This is a genomic window from Brachymonas denitrificans (genome assembly GCF_907163135.1).
Lineage (GTDB): Bacteria > Pseudomonadota > Gammaproteobacteria > Burkholderiales > Burkholderiaceae_C > Brachymonas > Brachymonas denitrificans_A.
Window position 1 is genome coordinate 1,711,283 of sequence record NZ_CAJQUA010000001.1, and the last position, 16,321, is coordinate 1,727,603.

General features: G+C 64.5%; 17 protein-coding genes. 12 read left to right on the top strand and 5 right to left on the bottom strand.

What is annotated here, in order from left to right:
• Positions 1-3: 3 nt before the first annotated feature.
• Entirely contained in the window at positions 4-1,317 is a 1,314-nt protein-coding gene (locus tag KKQ75_RS07940) for an efflux RND transporter periplasmic adaptor subunit (protein WP_213361389.1), read from the bottom strand.
• A 302-nt stretch (positions 1,318-1,619) separates the two neighbouring features.
• Here KKQ75_RS07940 and KKQ75_RS07945 point away from each other — a divergent pair, with 302 nt between their 5' ends.
• The 3 genes from KKQ75_RS07945 (at position 1,620) to panC (ending at position 4,010) form a co-directional block, all read left to right on the top strand.
• Entirely contained in the window at positions 1,620-2,255 is a 636-nt protein-coding gene (locus tag KKQ75_RS07945; RefSeq protein ID WP_213361390.1) for a TetR family transcriptional regulator, read from the top strand.
• Between the two features lie 94 nt (positions 2,256-2,349).
• A complete protein-coding gene (gene panB / locus KKQ75_RS07950; RefSeq protein ID WP_213361391.1) occupies positions 2,350-3,141 on the top strand; it encodes a 3-methyl-2-oxobutanoate hydroxymethyltransferase in 792 nt (263 codons plus the stop codon).
• A 23-nt stretch (positions 3,142-3,164) separates the two neighbouring features.
• Complete coding sequence (panC, locus tag KKQ75_RS07955) at positions 3,165-4,010, top strand: pantoate--beta-alanine ligase (RefSeq protein ID WP_213361392.1); 846 nt, start codon at positions 3,165-3,167, stop codon at positions 4,008-4,010.
• 100 nt (positions 4,011-4,110) lie between these two features.
• Here the strand turns inward: panC and KKQ75_RS07960 are convergent, their stop codons facing one another.
• Complete coding sequence (locus tag KKQ75_RS07960; protein ID WP_213361393.1) at positions 4,111-4,269, bottom strand: hypothetical protein; 159 nt, start codon at positions 4,267-4,269, stop codon at positions 4,111-4,113.
• Positions 4,270-4,443: 174 nt separating this feature from the next.
• On the opposite strand from KKQ75_RS07960, the gene KKQ75_RS07965 reads away from it, so the two are divergent.
• Together KKQ75_RS07965 and aspA are read left to right on the top strand one after the other, a co-directional pair.
• The gene (locus KKQ75_RS07965; RefSeq protein ID WP_213361394.1) at positions 4,444-6,138 is read left to right on the top strand and encodes an AarF/UbiB family protein; all 1,695 of its coding nucleotides are present in this window, start codon (positions 4,444-4,446) and stop codon (positions 6,136-6,138) included.
• Between the two features lie 103 nt (positions 6,139-6,241).
• Positions 6,242-7,657, top strand: a complete 1,416-nt coding sequence (gene aspA, locus KKQ75_RS07970) for an aspartate ammonia-lyase (RefSeq protein ID WP_213361395.1) — start codon at positions 6,242-6,244, stop codon at positions 7,655-7,657.
• A 74-nt stretch (positions 7,658-7,731) separates the two neighbouring features.
• Here aspA and KKQ75_RS07975 read toward each other — a convergent pair whose 3' ends face one another.
• Together KKQ75_RS07975 and KKQ75_RS07980 are read right to left on the bottom strand one after the other, a co-directional pair.
• A complete protein-coding gene (locus KKQ75_RS07975) occupies positions 7,732-8,373 on the bottom strand; it encodes a CoA transferase subunit B (RefSeq protein WP_213361397.1) in 642 nt (213 codons plus the stop codon).
• Positions 8,374-8,394: 21 nt separating this feature from the next.
• A complete protein-coding gene (locus tag KKQ75_RS07980; RefSeq protein ID WP_213361399.1) occupies positions 8,395-9,096 on the bottom strand; it encodes a CoA transferase subunit A in 702 nt (233 codons plus the stop codon).
• Between the two features lie 73 nt (positions 9,097-9,169).
• Here KKQ75_RS07980 and KKQ75_RS07985 point away from each other — a divergent pair, with 73 nt between their 5' ends.
• Positions 9,170-9,763 (top strand): LuxR C-terminal-related transcriptional regulator, encoded by a 594-nt coding sequence (locus tag KKQ75_RS07985; RefSeq protein WP_213361401.1) that lies wholly within the window; start codon positions 9,170-9,172, stop codon positions 9,761-9,763.
• Positions 9,764-9,948: 185 nt separating this feature from the next.
• A complete protein-coding gene (locus KKQ75_RS07990) occupies positions 9,949-10,551 on the top strand; it encodes a peroxidase-related enzyme (protein WP_213361402.1) in 603 nt (200 codons plus the stop codon).
• A 46-nt stretch (positions 10,552-10,597) separates the two neighbouring features.
• On the opposite strand, the gene KKQ75_RS07995 is transcribed toward KKQ75_RS07990, so the two are convergent.
• Complete coding sequence (locus KKQ75_RS07995; RefSeq protein WP_213361403.1) at positions 10,598-11,044, bottom strand: acyl-CoA thioesterase; 447 nt, start codon at positions 11,042-11,044, stop codon at positions 10,598-10,600.
• 301 nt (positions 11,045-11,345) lie between these two features.
• On the opposite strand from KKQ75_RS07995, the gene KKQ75_RS08000 reads away from it, so the two are divergent.
• The 5 genes from KKQ75_RS08000 to KKQ75_RS08020 all read left to right on the top strand — a co-directional run bounded on the left by KKQ75_RS08000 (position 11,346) and on the right by KKQ75_RS08020 (position 16,308).
• Entirely contained in the window at positions 11,346-13,037 is a 1,692-nt protein-coding gene (locus tag KKQ75_RS08000; protein ID WP_213361404.1) for an electron transfer flavoprotein-ubiquinone oxidoreductase, read from the top strand.
• 225 nt (positions 13,038-13,262) lie between these two features.
• Positions 13,263-13,784: a pyridoxamine 5'-phosphate oxidase family protein gene (locus KKQ75_RS08005; RefSeq protein ID WP_213361405.1), complete on the top strand. Its 522-nt coding sequence runs from the start codon at positions 13,263-13,265 to the stop codon at positions 13,782-13,784.
• A 143-nt stretch (positions 13,785-13,927) separates the two neighbouring features.
• Positions 13,928-14,206 (top strand): type II toxin-antitoxin system RelE/ParE family toxin, encoded by a 279-nt coding sequence (locus KKQ75_RS08010; RefSeq protein ID WP_213361406.1) that lies wholly within the window; start codon positions 13,928-13,930, stop codon positions 14,204-14,206.
• A 14-nt stretch (positions 14,207-14,220) separates the two neighbouring features.
• Positions 14,221-14,511 (top strand): HigA family addiction module antitoxin, encoded by a 291-nt coding sequence (locus tag KKQ75_RS08015; protein ID WP_213361407.1) that lies wholly within the window; start codon positions 14,221-14,223, stop codon positions 14,509-14,511.
• Between the two features lie 129 nt (positions 14,512-14,640).
• Positions 14,641-16,308 carry a CTP synthase gene (locus KKQ75_RS08020; protein ID WP_213361408.1) on the top strand — a complete coding sequence of 556 codons (1,668 nt, stop codon included), beginning with the start codon at positions 14,641-14,643 and terminating at the stop codon, positions 16,306-16,308.
• The last annotated feature ends 13 nt before the right edge of the window (positions 16,309-16,321 follow it).

The following is a 16,321-nucleotide window of genomic DNA, read 5'->3' on the forward strand; positions in this document are numbered from 1 at the left end:
CTATCAGGAACGCGGAGCGCTGGCACCGGAGGCGGCACCAGCAGGCGCGGGAGCCGCACTGGCCCCGGCAGCCGGGCCGGAAGCCGCAGCACTGGCAACGCCGGAGGCCGTGCCCGCAGGCGCCGAGGCCGCGCCGGCCGGTGCAGCGGCACCCGGTGCCTGCCACGGCACCGCCTTCACCTTCTGCATGCCCGGGCGCAGCTTCATCACGCCATCGACAATCACCTGCTCACCCGGCTGCAGGCCGGACAGGATGATCCACTGGCTGCCCTGTGCCGGGCCGACCTTCACCGGGCGCGGACCAAAGCTGCCATCGGGCTTGACCACCAGCACCGTATCGCCGGCGTTGCCGCGCGTCACCGCCTGCTGCGGCAGCAGCATCACGTTGTCCATGCGCGCCTGCTCGATCTGCACGCGCACATACAGGCCCGGCAGCAGCAGGCCCTCGGGGTTGGGCACCTCGGCGCGCAGGTTCACCTGGCCGGTCGCCTGGTCCACCGTCACGTCGGTGAACAGCAGGCGCGCGCGGTGTGCGTACACGCTGCCATCCTCCAGCAGCACGTTCACCTCGGGATTGGCCCCCACGCCGGTGGCACCCGCCGCCGTGCGCAGCTTGAGCAGCTCGCTGGCGGACTGGGTGAAATTCACCACCATCGGATTGGTCTGCTGGATCACGGCCAGCTGGGTGCCCTCGGTGGCACTGACCATCGCCCCCTCGGTCACCAGCGCCTTGCCGATGCGGCCGGAAATCGGCGCCGTCACACGCGCGTAGCCCAGGTTGATATTGGCGGTACGCACCGCTGCCTGGGCCGCCTGCACTTCGGCACGCGAAGCCTTCTCGGCAGCCAGCGCATTGTCATATTCCTGCTTGCTGATTGCATTGGCCGCTGCCAGCGGGGCAAAGCGGCGCGCCTGGGCACTGGTCTGACCCAGCGATGCCTGGGCGCGCGCCAGGCTGGCGCGTGCACTCTGCAGCGCCGCCTGGTAGGGCGCACTGTCAATCTGGAACAGCGGTTGCCCCGCGTTCACCCAACCTCCTTCGGTAAACAGGCGACGCTGTACCACCCCGGTGGCACGCGCACGCACCTGCGCAATACGGAACGCTTCCAGGCGGCCCGGCAGCTCGGTCAACACCGGCTGACTACCCGGCTGCACCACCACCACGCCCACGGTGGGCGGCGGAGCGCCTGCGCCCTGCGGGCCCGCTGCAGCCGGATCATTTTTTCCACAGGCCACCAGCAGCAGCGCGCTGCCCAGCACCAGGGCGGGCACGCGCAGGCGCGCACCGTTGATGAATGTCGGTTGGTTCTTCTTCATGCTTGATCCGTATCGGTATCGAATTAGATGCTGCGAAAGCCGCCGAACGGCTTGCAGACGGTATTGCCCCTCCTGCTCCCGGAGGCCGCAACAAAATCCCGGTGGTATGTGCATTGTGCGTGCAAACCGCGGCAGGGCCGCAGAAAAACAACGCAAAAGGGGTCAGCATCTGACCCCGTCTTCTTCTGCACAATAGCGCCGGCAAATTATACATACACACTTGTATGTTTCTACTGCCTCAATGCTAAAATGCCCCTTTGCCAACCCCGGCAATTGTTGCCGTTCCCCCATTTTTCTGTACCGTGAAAAGAACCCGCGAGGAAGCCCTGCAGACCCGTCAGGCCCTGCTTGACGCCGCCTTGGAAGTATTCCATGCGCGCGGCGTGGCCCGCGCCTCGCTGGACGAAATCGCGCGGACCGCCGGCGTCACGCGCGGCGCGCTCTACTGGCACTTCCGCAACAAGGAAGACCTGTTCGACGCCCTGTGCCAGCTGCACTTCGCCGAAATCCGCGCCAAGCTCTTCTGCGAGGACGGCGCCATCAACCCGCAGGCCTGGAACATCCTGATCGACTCCTGCATCGCCTATTACCGGCGTCTGGCCGATGACCCTGCCTTGTGCAAGTTCGCCGCGGTGCTGCATCTCAAGTGCGAGGCCACCCCGGGCAACGAAGGCATTCTGCGCGTTCTGGCCAGCCATCGCGATATCTGGCGCCAGCACATGCGCAGCGCCATCCAGTCCGGCCAGCACCACGGCATGCTGCCGGCCGATCTGGATCCGGATCTGGCCCAGGCCGCCCTCATGTCCAGCCTGTTCGGCCTCACCGCGCTGTGGCTGTCCGAACCGCAGCGGCTCGACCTGCGCAACTGCGCCGAAACCCTGGTGCGCACCTGGGCCGGCATGTTGTCGCACAGCCCCCATTTGCGCCGTCCTCTCTGATATCCTCTGCTCCGGTTGCACACAAGGCGCGCCGCGGTACTACAATCCGCGCTCTGTTGCAGCCATCCGCGATAACGGCAAGGAGAGAGGTTTCATGAAACACACCATCACCACCCTGCAGAAGATGAAGGCAGAAGGCAACAAGATTGCCATGCTGACCTGCTACGACGCCAGCTTCGCCAGCCTGATGAGCCAGTGCGGCGTGGACATGCTGCTGGTGGGCGATTCGCTCGGCATGGTGGTGCAGGGTGCCGGCAGCACGCTGCCCGTCACCCTGGACGACATGGTCTACCACACGCGCTGCGTGGCGCGCGGCGCCGGCAATGCGCTGGTGCTGGCCGACCTGCCCTTCGGCAGCTACCAGCAGAGCAAGGAGCAGGCCTTTGCCAGCTCGGTCGCGCTGATGCAGGCCGGTGCCGAAATGGTCAAGCTCGAAGGCGGCGCCTTCATGGCTGAAACCATTGCCTTCCTGGTGGCGCGCGGCATTCCGGTGTGCGCGCATATCGGCCTCACGCCCCAGTCCGTCAACACCCTGGGCGGCTACCGCGTGCAGGGTCGCGACGACATCCAGGCCGCGCTGCTGCTGCAGGATGCCCGCATCCTGACCGAAGCCGGCGCGCACATGCTGCTGATGGAGATGGTGCCCGCCGCGCTGGCTGGCGAAGTCTCGCGCAGCATTGCCGTGCCCACCATCGGCATCGGCGCCGGCCCCGACACCGACGGCCAGGTGCTGGTGGTGCATGACATGCTGGATGTGTACCCCGGCAAGAAGGCCCGCTTCGTCAAGAACTTCATGGCCGAGGCTGGCACGATCCAGAACGCCGTGACACACTACGTGCAGCAGGTCAAGGCCGGCTCCTTCCCTGCACCCGAGCATTGCTACTGATCTGATCCCCACGGAGGTCTTTCATGCAGATCCTGACCACAGTCGCCGAGTTGCGCGCCTGGCGCAAGCAGGCTGGCCATGTCGCCTTTGTGCCCACCATGGGCAACCTGCATTCGGGCCACATTGCGCTCTGCCATGAAGCGCGCAAACAGGCCACGACCCAAGGCGGCCAGGTGATCGTCTCGATCTTCGTCAACCCGATCCAGTTCGGCCCCAACGAAGACCTGAGCAAGTACCCGCGCACCTTCGATGCCGACTGCGACAAGCTGCGCGCCGCCGGCGTCGATGCGGTGTTTCACCCCGGCGTGGAAGACCTGTACCCGCACGGGCCGCAGCAGTACTTCGTCGAGCCCCCCGAGCTGCAGAGCCGCCTGTGCGGCGAATTCCGGCCGGGGCACTTCCGCGGCGTGGCCACGGTGGTCACCAAACTGTTCAACCTGGTGCAGCCCGACGTGGCCATCTTCGGCAAGAAGGATTACCAGCAGCTCAAGGTGATCGAAGGCATGGTGCGCGACCTGAACATGCCGGTCGAGATTGTCGGCATCGACACCGAACGCGCCGAGGACGGACTGGCGCTCTCCTCGCGCAACGGCTACCTGAGCGAACGCGAACGCGCCGAAGCGCCGCAGTTGCGCCGCACGCTGGAGGGCATCCGTTCCGCCGTGGAAGGCGGCGAACGCAACTATGCTGCCCTCTGCGCCAACGCCAGCAGCATCCTGGATGCGCGTGGCTGGAAAACCGACTACATCGTCATCGCCAATCGCGGCGACCTGCTGCCCGCCACGGCGGACGACCGCGCGCTGGTGGTACTTGCCGCGTCACAACTGGGCCGCGCACGCCTGATCGACAACCTCGAGATCGACGCCTGAACCAGCACAAAAAAGGCGACTGCCTGAACCCTCCTCGACAGGAAGGGCTCAGGCAGTCGCCTTTTGCATGGGGTTTGGCCGCCGCTGGCAGCCGCGCCCATCAACCCTGGTGCGGACGCTTGCCGGGGTTCTTCTTGCTGCGGGTGTGGGAGCCGCGCTCCAGGCTGCTGCGCTGGCCAGCGCCAATCTTGACGCGGGGTGCGCCCGGCAGCGGCTTGGTGGCTTTGCGGTCGGCTTCGGTAACGATCTTGTTGCCCATGATGGAGTCCTGTCCTGAAATTATGTTGGTGTGAAACTTTCCATTTTACTGCATCAGGCAAGTTATCGCCATGCCTGCGCAAAAAACAGGCATGCATTGTTTCCGTCACCTCTTCGCGCGGCCTGTCACGCACAGGCGCTAGACTGGAGTCGGCCCATTCCATCCCAGCCCGCCATGACTCCTCTCCCTTCCGAAGCTGATCACGCCCTTGCCCTCGACGCCGAATGGCTTGCCGCTCTCGGCATCGGCAGCCTGCTGCCCCGCTCGCTCAGCCAGTGGGAGCCGCTGGTGCTCGAAGGCCTGGCCCGCTTCCTCAACGCCCTGCCCGCTGCCCGTATCGAGGCTCTGGTGCAGGCCCAGTTCCAGCTCGGCCTGGACGCTCCGCTGCCCGCACGCATCACCACCCTGCTGCTGCAATGCCCCACGCTGCACAAGCTGGGGCAGGTACTGGCACGGCAGAAGCACCTGCCGCAGGAGCTGCGCGACCAGTTGCGCCAGCTCGAGTCCACACCGGCGCGCACCGATGCCTCGGTAGTGGCCGCGCTGGTGCATGATCTCCGCACCCTGGTAGCCGGCTCTGCAACACCCGCTCCGGGCCTGCAGATCGATGCCGCTCCGCTGGCCGAAGGCAGCGTGGCCCTGGTGCTGCCCTTCCGCTGGCACGATGCAGACGGCGAGCAGCATGGCGTCTTCAAGGTGCTGCGCCCCGGCGTGGCCCGGCAGCTGGACGAAGAACTCTCCACCCTGCCCGCCATCGCGCAATTCCTGCAACAGCGCGGCGCAGAGCTGCAACTGCCTGCCCTCGATTACGCCGGCACGCTCGACAGCGTGGCCCGCCTGCTGCGCGAAGAAATCCAGCTCGAGCGCGAGCAAACCCACCTGCAGGCCGCGCATGCCTTCTACTCCCGCACGCCCGCCATCCATATTCCGCGCGTGCTGCCCTGGAGCACTTCCTGGGTCACGGCCATGGAGTGCATCCATGGCCAGCCGCTGGCCGAAGCGGACCTGCCTCCGCCCGAGCGCCAGCGCCTGGCCCGTATCGCCATCGATGCCCTGCTGGCACAGCCCTTCTGGTCTCCGGCAGACCCGAGCCTGTTCCATGGCGACCTGCATGGCGGCAACCTGATGCTCACCGAGCAGGGCCGGCTGGCCGTGCTGGACTGGGCCCTGATCGCCCCCATGCCCAAGTCCGCGCGCGAAGCCGTGGTGGCCGCCATGATCGGCGGCATCACGCTGGATGCTGCACAGGTACGCAGCGCCGTGGCACGCCTCGGCAACATCCCGCCGGACGACCCTGCCCTGATAGCGCATGTGGAGCAGGCCCTGAACCGTCTGGTGCGCCCCGCCACCGCCCAGGCTGCCTTCCCTTCACCTGCTGCACACCCTGTTGCGCCGCACCTGCGCTTCCCGCACGCGACTCTGCCGCATCTTGCGCTGTCGCCCTTCCCCGTTCCGCAACTGGCCGGTTTCGACTGGCTGCTCGGCCTGCTCGATCAGCTCGCACTCGACGGCCATATCCAGGTCGATCCCAGCCTGTCGCTGTTCCGCAAGACCTGGCTCTCGCTCGCCGGCGTGCTGGCGGACCTGGGCGGCGAAGTCTCGCCCGATCTGCCGCTGATCCAGCGCGGCCTGGCGCAACTGCTGGCCGAATGGCCGCGCCGCACGCTGGCCGGCCCGCGGGACGCCAGCGCGCTGGGCACCCATGTCTCCAATGCCCAGCTGGCCGGTGCGCTGATGTCCGCCAGCCTCAGCGGCTGGCAGTGGGCCTGGCGCACAGGAGCCCTGTTCTGGTCCGCCGCATCACCGCCATCGGATCAAGCGAGTACACCCACGCCCGCCGCTCCCCCTGACATCCGGACTTCCCCCTAAAGCCTTCCCATTCCCCTTCGCACCCCTGCCAGCCAAAAACCATGCTCTTTCGTGCGAATTGCCCTCTTTCGCAAAATCAGGATTTATTGATGAAAGCACTCCGATGACAGCAACCCGTCTGGAACATGATCTGCTCGGCGACCGCGAGGTCCCCGCTTCCGCCTACTACGGCGTCCACACCCTGCGCGCGCAGGAAAACTTCCAGATTTCAGGGGTCACGGTAGCCACCATGCCCGAACTGATCGTGGCGCTGGCTGCCGTCAAGGCCGCCGCTGCCAAGGCCAACAACGAACTCGGCCTGCTGCCCAAGAACCAGTGCGACGCCATCGTTGCCGCCTGCGCCGAAATCCGCAGCGGCGCGCTGCATGACCAGTTCGTGGTCGACGTGATCCAGGGCGGCGCCGGCACCTCCACCAACATGAACGCCAACGAGGTCGTCTGCAACCGCGCGCTCGAACTGATGGGCCACCAGCGCGGCGAATACCAGTACCTGCACCCCAACGAGCAGGTCAACATGGCGCAAAGCACCAACGACGTCTACCCCACCGCCATCCGCATTGCCACCTGCTTCGCCATCAAGAGCCTGCTGGCAGCCATGGCGCACCTGCGCGACACCTTCGCCGCAAAAGCGGAAGAATTCTCCGGCCTGCTCAAGATCGGCCGCACCCAGCTGCAGGATGCCGTGCCCATGACGCTGGGCCAGGAATTCTCCACCTACGCCGTCATGCTCGAGGAAGACATGGCGCGCCTGATCCGCGTCGAAGTGCTGGTTCGCGAAATCAACCTGGGCGCGACCGCCATCGGCACCGGCATCACGGCCCACCCCGAATACGCCGCCAAGGCCCTGCACCACCTGCGCGAGATCACCGGCCTGGACCTGTCCACCGCCCCCAACCTGATCGAGGCCACGCAGGACTGCGGCGACTTCGTGCAGCTCTCCGGCGTGCTCAAGCGCATCGCCGTCAAGATCTCCAAGATCTGCAACGACCTGCGCCTGCTCTCCAGCGGCCCGCGCGCCGGCTTCGGCGAGATCAACCTGCCGCCCATGCAGGCCGGCTCCTCCATCATGCCCGGCAAGGTCAACCCGGTGATCCCCGAAGTGGTCAACCAGGTCGCCTTCGAAGTGTTCGGCAACGACGTCACCGTCACCTTCGCGGCCGAGGGCGGCCAATTGCAGCTCAACGCTTTCGAGCCCGTCATCATGAACGCCCTGTCGCGCAGTCTCACGCTGCTCACCACCGGCTGCATGACGCTGGCCGACCGCTGCGTGGCCGGCATCACCGCCAACGAGGAACGCCTGCGCGAGAATATCGAGCGCTCCATCGCCCTGGTGACCGCACTCAACCCCATCATCGGCTACAAGCAGGCCACCGACATCGCCACCGAAGCCTTCACCCACGGCCGCAACGTGCGCGACATCGTGCTGCAGAAGCAGCTGATGTCCGAAGAGGAGCTGAACGAGGCGCTGCGCCACGAGATGCTCACGCAGCCGCGCGAATACGCGAAGAAGCTGGGCTGACACACCGACGCAGCGCCCAACAAGAAACCCGCGCTCGCAAGAGTCGCGGGTTTCCTGTTTTGGGCAGTTGCCGATTACTGGATCAGCGGCACACCCGTCTTGGACTGCACTTCCTCGAAGGTCACTTCCGGCGCCAGTTCCAGCACCTTCAGACCTTCCGGCGTCACGTCGAACACGCCCAGGTCGGTGATGATCATGTCCACCACGCCCACGCCGGTCAGCGGCAGCGTGCACTCGGGCAGGATCTTCAGGTCGGTAGTGCCGTCCTTCTTGCGCGCCACGTGCTCCATCAGCACGATCACACGCTTCACTCCGGCCACCAGGTCCATGGCGCCGCCCATGCCCTTGACCATCTTGCCCGGAATCATCCAGTTGGCCAGGTCACCCTTGGCCGTCACCTGCATGGCGCCCAGGATGGACAGGTTGATCTTGCCGCCACGAATCATGGCGAAAGACTGGTCGCTGCCGAAAATGGAAGAGCCCTTCAGCGTCGTCACGGTCTGCTTGCCGGCGTTGATCAGGTCGGCGTCCACCTCGTCTTCGGACGGGAACGGGCCGATGCCCAGCATGCCGTTCTCGCTCTGCAGCCACACTTCCTTGTCGTGCGGCACGTGGTTGGCCACCAGCGTGGGAATGCCGATACCGAGGTTCACATAGAAGCCGTCCTGCAGCTCCTGGGCTGCGCGCGCAGCCATTTGGTCTTGGGTCCAAGCCATGATGATGTCTCCTGAATTGCTTTACTTGTGATCGCGGATGGTGCGCTTCTCGATGCGCTTTTCGGGCGTGGGGTTGTGCACGATGCGGTGCACGTAGATGCCGGGCAGGTGCACGTCATCGGGAGCGATTTCGCCGTTGGCCACGATGCGCTCGACTTCCACGATGCAGATCTTGCCGGCGGTGGCAGCAGCCGGGTTGAAGTTGCGCGCCGTCAGGTTGAAACGGAGGTTGCCGCTGCGGTCGGCCACGTCGGCCTTGATCAGCGACACCTCGGGGAACAGGCCATGCTCCATCACATAGGTTTCACCGTTGAACTCGCGCAGTTCCTTGCCTTCGGCCACCAGCGTGCCCACGCCGGTCTTGGTGAAGAAGGCCGGGATGCCGGCGCCGCCCGCGCGCAGCTTCTCGGCCAGCGTGCCCTGCGGCGTAAATTCCAGTTCCAGTTCGCCGGCCAGGTACTGGCGCTCGAACTCCTTGTTCTCACCCACGTAGGAGGAGATCATCTTCTTGATCTGGCGCGTTTCCAGCAGCTTGCCCAGGCCAAAGCCGTCCACGCCGGCGTTGTTGGAGATGACGGTCAGATCCTTCACGCCGCTGGCGCACAGGGCGTCGATCAGCGCTTCGGGGATGCCGCACAGGCCGAAGCCGCCCACGGCCAGCAGCTGGCCATCCTTCACCACGCCCTTGAGCGCTTCTTCAGCGCTCGGATAAATCTTGTTCACGCTTGTCTCCTGATTTGAGTTGAGGTTTGGAAAGCATTACGATACTACGTATTGAACTACGTAGTATTGCGTAATGGACACCCCTGATCTGCCCCCGGCCAATGCCGACTACCGCTGGGCTTTCGAGCTGGCACCCATCGGGCTGATTCTGTCACGCGACCGTGTCATTGTCGATTGCAACCAGCAAGTGTGTACCCTGTTTGACACCGACCGCGAAACCCTGATCGGCCAGACCTTCGCCATCCTCTATCCGAGCGTGGACGAGTACCACCGCACCGGCGAACGCATCGCCCAGCCGCTGATGAAGCACGGCAGCTACCGCGACGAGCGCATCATGCGCCGCGTCGGCGGCCGCTGTGCCGGGCAGATGTTCTGGTGCCGTGTATCGGGCCGCGCGCTCGACCGGCTGCACCCGCACGCCGCCGGCATCTGGAGCTTCGAGGACATCGACAGCCGCCCGCCCCCTGCCGCGGAAGGCAGCACCCTCACCCCGCGTGAGCGCGAAGTGGCCAGCCAGCTGCTGCACGGCCTCACCTCCAAGGAAATCGGCCGCATCCTCGGCCTGAGTCACCGCACCGTGGAGATCCATCGCGCCAGCCTGATGCGCAAGTACTGCACCGCCACCACCGCCGCGCTGGTGCAGAAACTGCTGGCAGGCATGCCGTGAATGCCTGCACTCCGGTTGCTCGTTCTTGACCAAGGCAATTCCGGTCACACCTGCTGCCACCTGACACCAGGCGCCCCTTGGCATTGCCTGCCCCAAATTGACGTAAACGGCAAGTCGGGGAAGTCCTCCGCAAGCTCCTCCATCCCTGCGCCCTATGATCGGATTCCTCCGAAAGACAAAGACGCATGACCCCCGACCGCTACCCCCACCCTCCACTCGAGAACCTGCCCGAGGACATTCGCACCGCCATCCTCGCGGTGCAGGAAAAATCCGGTTTCGTCCCCAACGTGTTCCTGGCGCTGGCGCGCCGCCCGGCCGAATGGCGCGCCTTCTTCGCCTACCACGACGCCCTGATGGACCCTGCCAGCGTGGGCCGCAGCAGCAACCTGAGCAAGGGCGACCGCGAGATGATCGTCACCGTCACCAGCGCCGCCAACCAGTGCCTGTACTGCGTGGTGGCGCACGGCGCGCTGCTGCGCATCTTCGAGAAGAAGCCGCTGGTGGCCGACCAGGTCGCCGTCAACTATCGCAAGGCCGACATCACGCCGCGCCAGCGCGCCATCCTCGACTTTGCGATGAAGGTCTGCACCGCCTCGCATACCGTGGAAGACGCCGACTTCGACGCCCTGCATGCGCACGGCCTGGACGACGACGACATCTGGGACATCGCCGGCATCACGGCCTTCTTCGGCATGAGCAACCGTATCGCCAGCTTCGCCGGCATGATGCCCAACCCCGAGTTCTACCTGCTGGGCCGCACGCCGCGCAAGCCGAAGGCCGACGCCTGAGCCGGTGGCAGGCCCGCCGGGCCGTGCCTGGTAGCGCCCTCCCGGATTACGCCGGTTGCTGCTCCGGCAGTGCCTGGTTCAGGAGCTCCAGCACCCACTGCGGCAGGCGCACCGATTTCTGCGCCGCGTAGTTCACCCACACCATGGTGCAGCCGCCATCGGCCACGATCCTGCCGGGCTGGTCGGTGCGCTCCATGGTCATCCATACGTCGCATGAGCTGCGCCCCACGTTGCTGATGTACTGGCGGATCAGCAAATCGCCCGGGTACTCGACCTGGCTGAAGAAGTTGCAGAACACGTTGACCACCACCGGCCCCTCGCCGCCCTCCACCATGCTGCGACCGCCTTCGGTCAGCCAGCGCACGCGCGCCTCCTCGAAATAGCGGAAGTACACGGTGTTGTTGATATGGCCCAGCGCATCCATGTCTCCCCAGCGGATCGGCATGGTGGTGACGTGCACCGGTTTCTTGTCTTCAGGCAGCAGCAGTTTCATGGGAACTTCGTGATGAGAAAAGGAAATCGGAAAAGCCCGGCAATAGTTTACGTTAACGTAAACTGCAAAAAGGTTGCAGGCCAGCGACTGGATTTGTCCATTTTTGCAGCGCAACATCGGTCTTGCAGGCAATTCTCTCTACAATCAGATACAGCCATACTGCCCGTCGGGTTGTTTGCGCACGCCCGGTTTATTTCCGCAAGCGCCATTGTGCCCCAGGAGAGCCGTGTCGCGCAGGCATTTGCACTGCCCCGGCCTGCATCCGCAGCAGTACCCTTTCCTAGTGATCTGGAGACTATCCATGACCCCTCAACAAATCCTCGAACAGTACGGCCCGCGCGAATCCATGGAATACGACGTGGTGATCGTGGGCGGCGGCCCTGCCGGCCTGTCCACCGCCATCCGCCTGAAGCAGCTGGCTGCAGAAAAAGGCACCGACGTGTCCGTGGTCGTGCTCGAGAAAGGCTCCGAGCCCGGCGCGCACATCCTCTCCGGCGCCACCTTCGACCCGCGCGCCCTCAATGAACTGATCCCCGACTGGAAGGAAAAGGGCGCTCCGCTGAACCAGCCCGTGGTGGCCGACACCTTCCTGCAGCTCACCGAGAAGGGCGCCAGCCGCATGCCCAACTTCATGCTGCCCAAGTGCTTCGACAACCACGGCAACTACATCATCAGCCTGGCCGACCTCACCCGCTGGCTGGCCCAGCAGGCCGAAGCGCTGGAAGTGGAAATCTTCCCCGGCTTCGCCGCTGCCGAAGTGCTGTTCAACGAAGACGGCTCCGTCAAGGGCGTGGCCACCGGCAACATGGGCATCAACAAGGAAGGCGAGCCCACCGAGAACTTCCAGCTCGGCATGGAACTGCATGCCAAGTACACCATCTTCGCCGAAGGCTGCCGCGGCCACCTGGGCAAGCAGATGATCGAGCGCTTCAAGCTCGACGCCGGCAAGGATCCGCAGGCCTACGGCATCGGCATCAAGGAACTGTGGGAAGTCGATCCTTCCAAGCACGAACCGGGTCTGGTGCTGCACACCGCCGGCTGGCCGCTGGACGCCGACACCTACGGCGGCTCCTTCATGTACCACATGGCCGACAACAAGGTCATCGTCGGTTTCGTGGTCGGCCTGGACTACCAGAACCCCTGGCTGAGCCCGTTCGAGGAATTCCAGCGCTTCAAGACGCACCCCAACATCAAGTGGTACTTCACCGACAAGGACGGCAACGTCAACGCCAAGCGCCTCGAGTACGGCGCGCGCGCCATCACGGCCGGCGGCCTGCTGTCGCTGCCCAAATTCGTGTTCCCGGGTGCCGCCCTGGTGGGTGACGACGCCGGCTTCCTCAACGCCAGCCGCATCAAGGGCAGCCACGCCGCCATCAAGACCGGCGCCATGGCCGCCGAGGCTGCCTACGAGGCCATCACCTCCGGCCGCCAGCACGACGAACTGAGCGCCTACACCGCCGCCTTCGAGAACAGCTGGCTGTACGACGAACTGAACAAGTCGCGCAACTTCAAGTACTGGTTCCACAAGGGCCGTGACGTCGCCACCATCATGACCGGTATCGAGCAAAAGCTGTTCGGCGGCAACATGCCCTGGACCGTGCACCGCACGCACCCCGACCACGCCGCGCTCAAGCCGGCGGCCGAGTGCCCGAAGATCGACTATCCGAAACCGGACGGCAAGCTCACCTTCGACCGCCTGAGCAGCGTGTTCATTGCCAACGTCAGCCATGAGGAAAACCAGCCGGCCCACCTCACGCTGAAAGACCCGAGCGTGCCCGTCAACGTCAACCTGGCCAAGTATGCCGGCCCCGAGGCCCGCTACTGCCCGGCCGGCGTGTACGAGTTCGTCGAGGCCGAAGGCGGTGGCCAGCGCCTGCAGATCAATGCCGCCAACTGCGTGCACTGCAAGACCTGCGACATCAAGGACCCGACCCAGAACATCGTCTGGGTAACGCCGGAAGGCGGCGGCGGCCCGAACTACGGCAGCATGTAAGCGCCCCTGCGCAGCAAAGCCGGCTCCCGGAGCCGGCTTTGTTGTTTCTGGATGAGGGGCCTGCATGGCGGCGCATGCCCCCTGCTGCCCCCGCCACCTGCCAGTTCCACCTCTAGCGGGCCACGAGGGCTCTGGTCCTACGTCTGCGTCCGGCACGGGCCTGCGGCCCCGGCACGCCAGCTGCGCTCCAATGGGTATTCCCAAACAGACCCCAGGAGCAAACTCATGGCTGACATGGACCAACAACCGCGCGAAGACCTCAGCGGAGAAGCCGCCTGCAGGAAGATCCGCGAGCTCGCCAAGGATGCACGCATGTGCATGCTGGTCACCGACGTGACGGACTATCCCGGCGACGTGCGCCCGATGGCGATCCAGAAGGTGGAAGACGACGGCACGTTCTGGTTCCTGAGCTCGGGTGCCAGCGAGAAGAACGGCGACATCGCGCATGATGCGCGGGTGATCCTCACGATACAGAACGACGAGAAATACGAATATCTGGCCCTCTCCGGCGTGGCCTCGGTGCACACCGACCGTGTCACGATCGACAAATACTGGACCGATTACGCCAATGCCTGGTTCGATGGCAAGGACGATCCCCGTATCACCGTCATCTGCGTCAAGCCCGTCGATGGCCACTACTGGCAGACCCATTCGGGCAAGGTCATGTCCTTCATCAAGACGAGCCTGTCTGCCATCACCGGCAGCAAGACCAGCGATGGCGGTGTGGATGGGGATTTGAAGGTGTGAGAGAAATCTTTCGATTAATTAATTCTTAAGTATGATAAATTAAAAGCCGGAGCGGATATATCCGGCTTTTTCTCTTATTTTTTACTATTCAAATCTGTTGTCCATCCACTTGCCACCTGTATACGATATGTATACAATCCATCGTGATCCGCAGCCTCCTTCACAAAGGCCTTGAAGCCTTCTACCAAACTGGCAGCAAGGCAGGCATCCGTCCGGATCATGCCCGGCGTCTGCAGTTGCAGTTGACCTCGCTGGATCATGCCAGCAAACCCGAAGACATGGCCGTACCAGGCTGGAAGTTGCATGCTCTGAAAGGCTCGCTGGCCGGCCATTGGGCCATTACGGTCAATGGCAACTGGCGTCTGACCTTCCGCTTTGTGGGCCAGGACGTCGAACTGGTTGACTATCAGGACTACCATTGACAGGAGAAACAGCAATGGCCCGCATGCACAACCCCGCCCACCCCGGCGCCGTGCTGAAGGAATGGCTGGGGGATGTCAGCGTGACTCAGGCTGCGCTTCGTCTGGGCGTTACGCGCGCCTATCTGTCTCGTATCCTCAACGAGCACGCCGGCATCAGCGCCGACATGGCGCTGCGCCTGGAAGCCCTGCTCGGCACCAGCGCCGATATGTGGATCGGCATGCAGGGTGCCTATGATCTGTGGCAGGCCGAACAGAAGCCCCGACCCAAGATTGTGCCGTTGCATGCGGCTGTTCGGGCGCGTTAAGCCGCCAGTCAAGAGCCCTGCGCTTTCCCGGCCGTGGTGCGGGCAAGCCGGGGCACATTCCTCCCGACCGGCCTTGCCCTTTATAATTGGAATTTCCCACCACGCGGGTTCACTCACCCGCATCTGGCCATGACCACCAAATTCGTCTTCGTCACCGGCGGTGTCGTGTCTTCGCTCGGCAAAGGCATCGCCTCGGCGTCCCTGGCTGCCATTCTCGAATCGCGCGGCCTCAAAGTCACCCTTATCAAGCTCGATCCCTACATCAACGTCGACCCGGGCACCATGAGCCCATTCCAGCACGGCGAGGTGTTCGTCACCGACGACGGCGCCGAAACCGACCTCGACCTGGGCCACTATGAGCGTTTCATTGAAACGCGCATGAAGCAGAGCAACAACTTCACCACCGGCCGCATCTACCAGAGCGTGCTTGAGAAGGAACGCCGCGGCGACTATCTCGGCAAGACGGTGCAGGTGATTCCGCACGTCACCAACGAGATTCAGGAATACATCAAGCGCGGTGCCGGCATCGGCACGGCCGATGCGGTGGATGTGGCCATCGTTGAAATCGGCGGCACCGTGGGCGACATCGAATCCCTGCCCTTCCTGGAAGCCGTGCGCCAGCTGAGCCTGCGCCTGGGCCCCAACATGGCGGCGTTTGTCCATCTCACCTATCTGCCCTACATTGCGGCCGCCGGCGAGCTCAAGACCAAGCCGACCCAGCACACGGTGCAGAAGCTGCGCGAAATCGGCATCCAGCCCGACGCCCTGCTGTGCCGCGCCGACCGCAAGGTGCCGGAAGAGGAACGCGAGAAGATCAGCCTGTTCACCAACGTGCCCGAGTGGGGCGTGATCAGCATGTGGGACGTGGACACCATCTACAAGGTGCCGCGCATGCTGCATGAGCAGGGTCTGGACGGCCTGATCTGCGACAAGTTGCGCATCCACACCCAGCCGGCCAGCCTCAAGCGCTGGGACGATCTGGTGTACGAGTTGCAGCACCCGCAGCACACGGTGCAGGTGGCCATGGTTGGCAAATACGTGGATCTGTCGGACAGCTACAAGTCGCTCAACGAGGCGCTGCGCCATGCCGGCATGAAGAACCACACCAAGGTGGCAATCACCTACCTGGATTCCGAAACACTGACGCCCGCCAACGTGGCCGACCAGCTCAAGCCCTTCGACGCCATTCTGGTGCCGGGCGGCTTCGGCAAGCGCGGCGTGGAAGGCAAGATCGCCGCCGCCCGCTATGCCCGCGAGAACAAGGTGCCCTACCTCGGCATCTGCCTGGGCATGCAGGTGGCCACCATCGAATACGCCCGCCACATGGCCGGCCTGACGGATGCCAACAGTACCGAATTCGAGCCCCACTGCAAGCACCCGGTGATCGCCCTGATCGACGAGTGGCAGGACGCCGAAGGCAACATCCAGACGCGCCATGAAGGCAGCGACCTGGGCGGCACCATGCGCCTGGGCGCGCAGAGCTCCGACGTGGCCGGCGGCACGCTGGCACACAGCATCTACGGCGACGTGGTCACCGAGCGCCACCGCCACCGCTACGAGGCCAACACCCAGTATCTGGACCAGCTGCGCAAGGCTGGCCTGGTGATCTCCGCGCTGACGCAGCGCGAGCACCTGACCGAGATCGTCGAGCTGCCGCAGGACGTGCACCCCTGGTACATGGGCGTGCAGTTCCACCCGGAATTCAAGTCCACGCCGTGGGACGGCCACCCGCTGTTCAACGCCTACATCAAGGCCGCGCTGGAACACCAGCAGGCCGAGGCAACGGCTCCGGCCTGATCCGGCAACACCC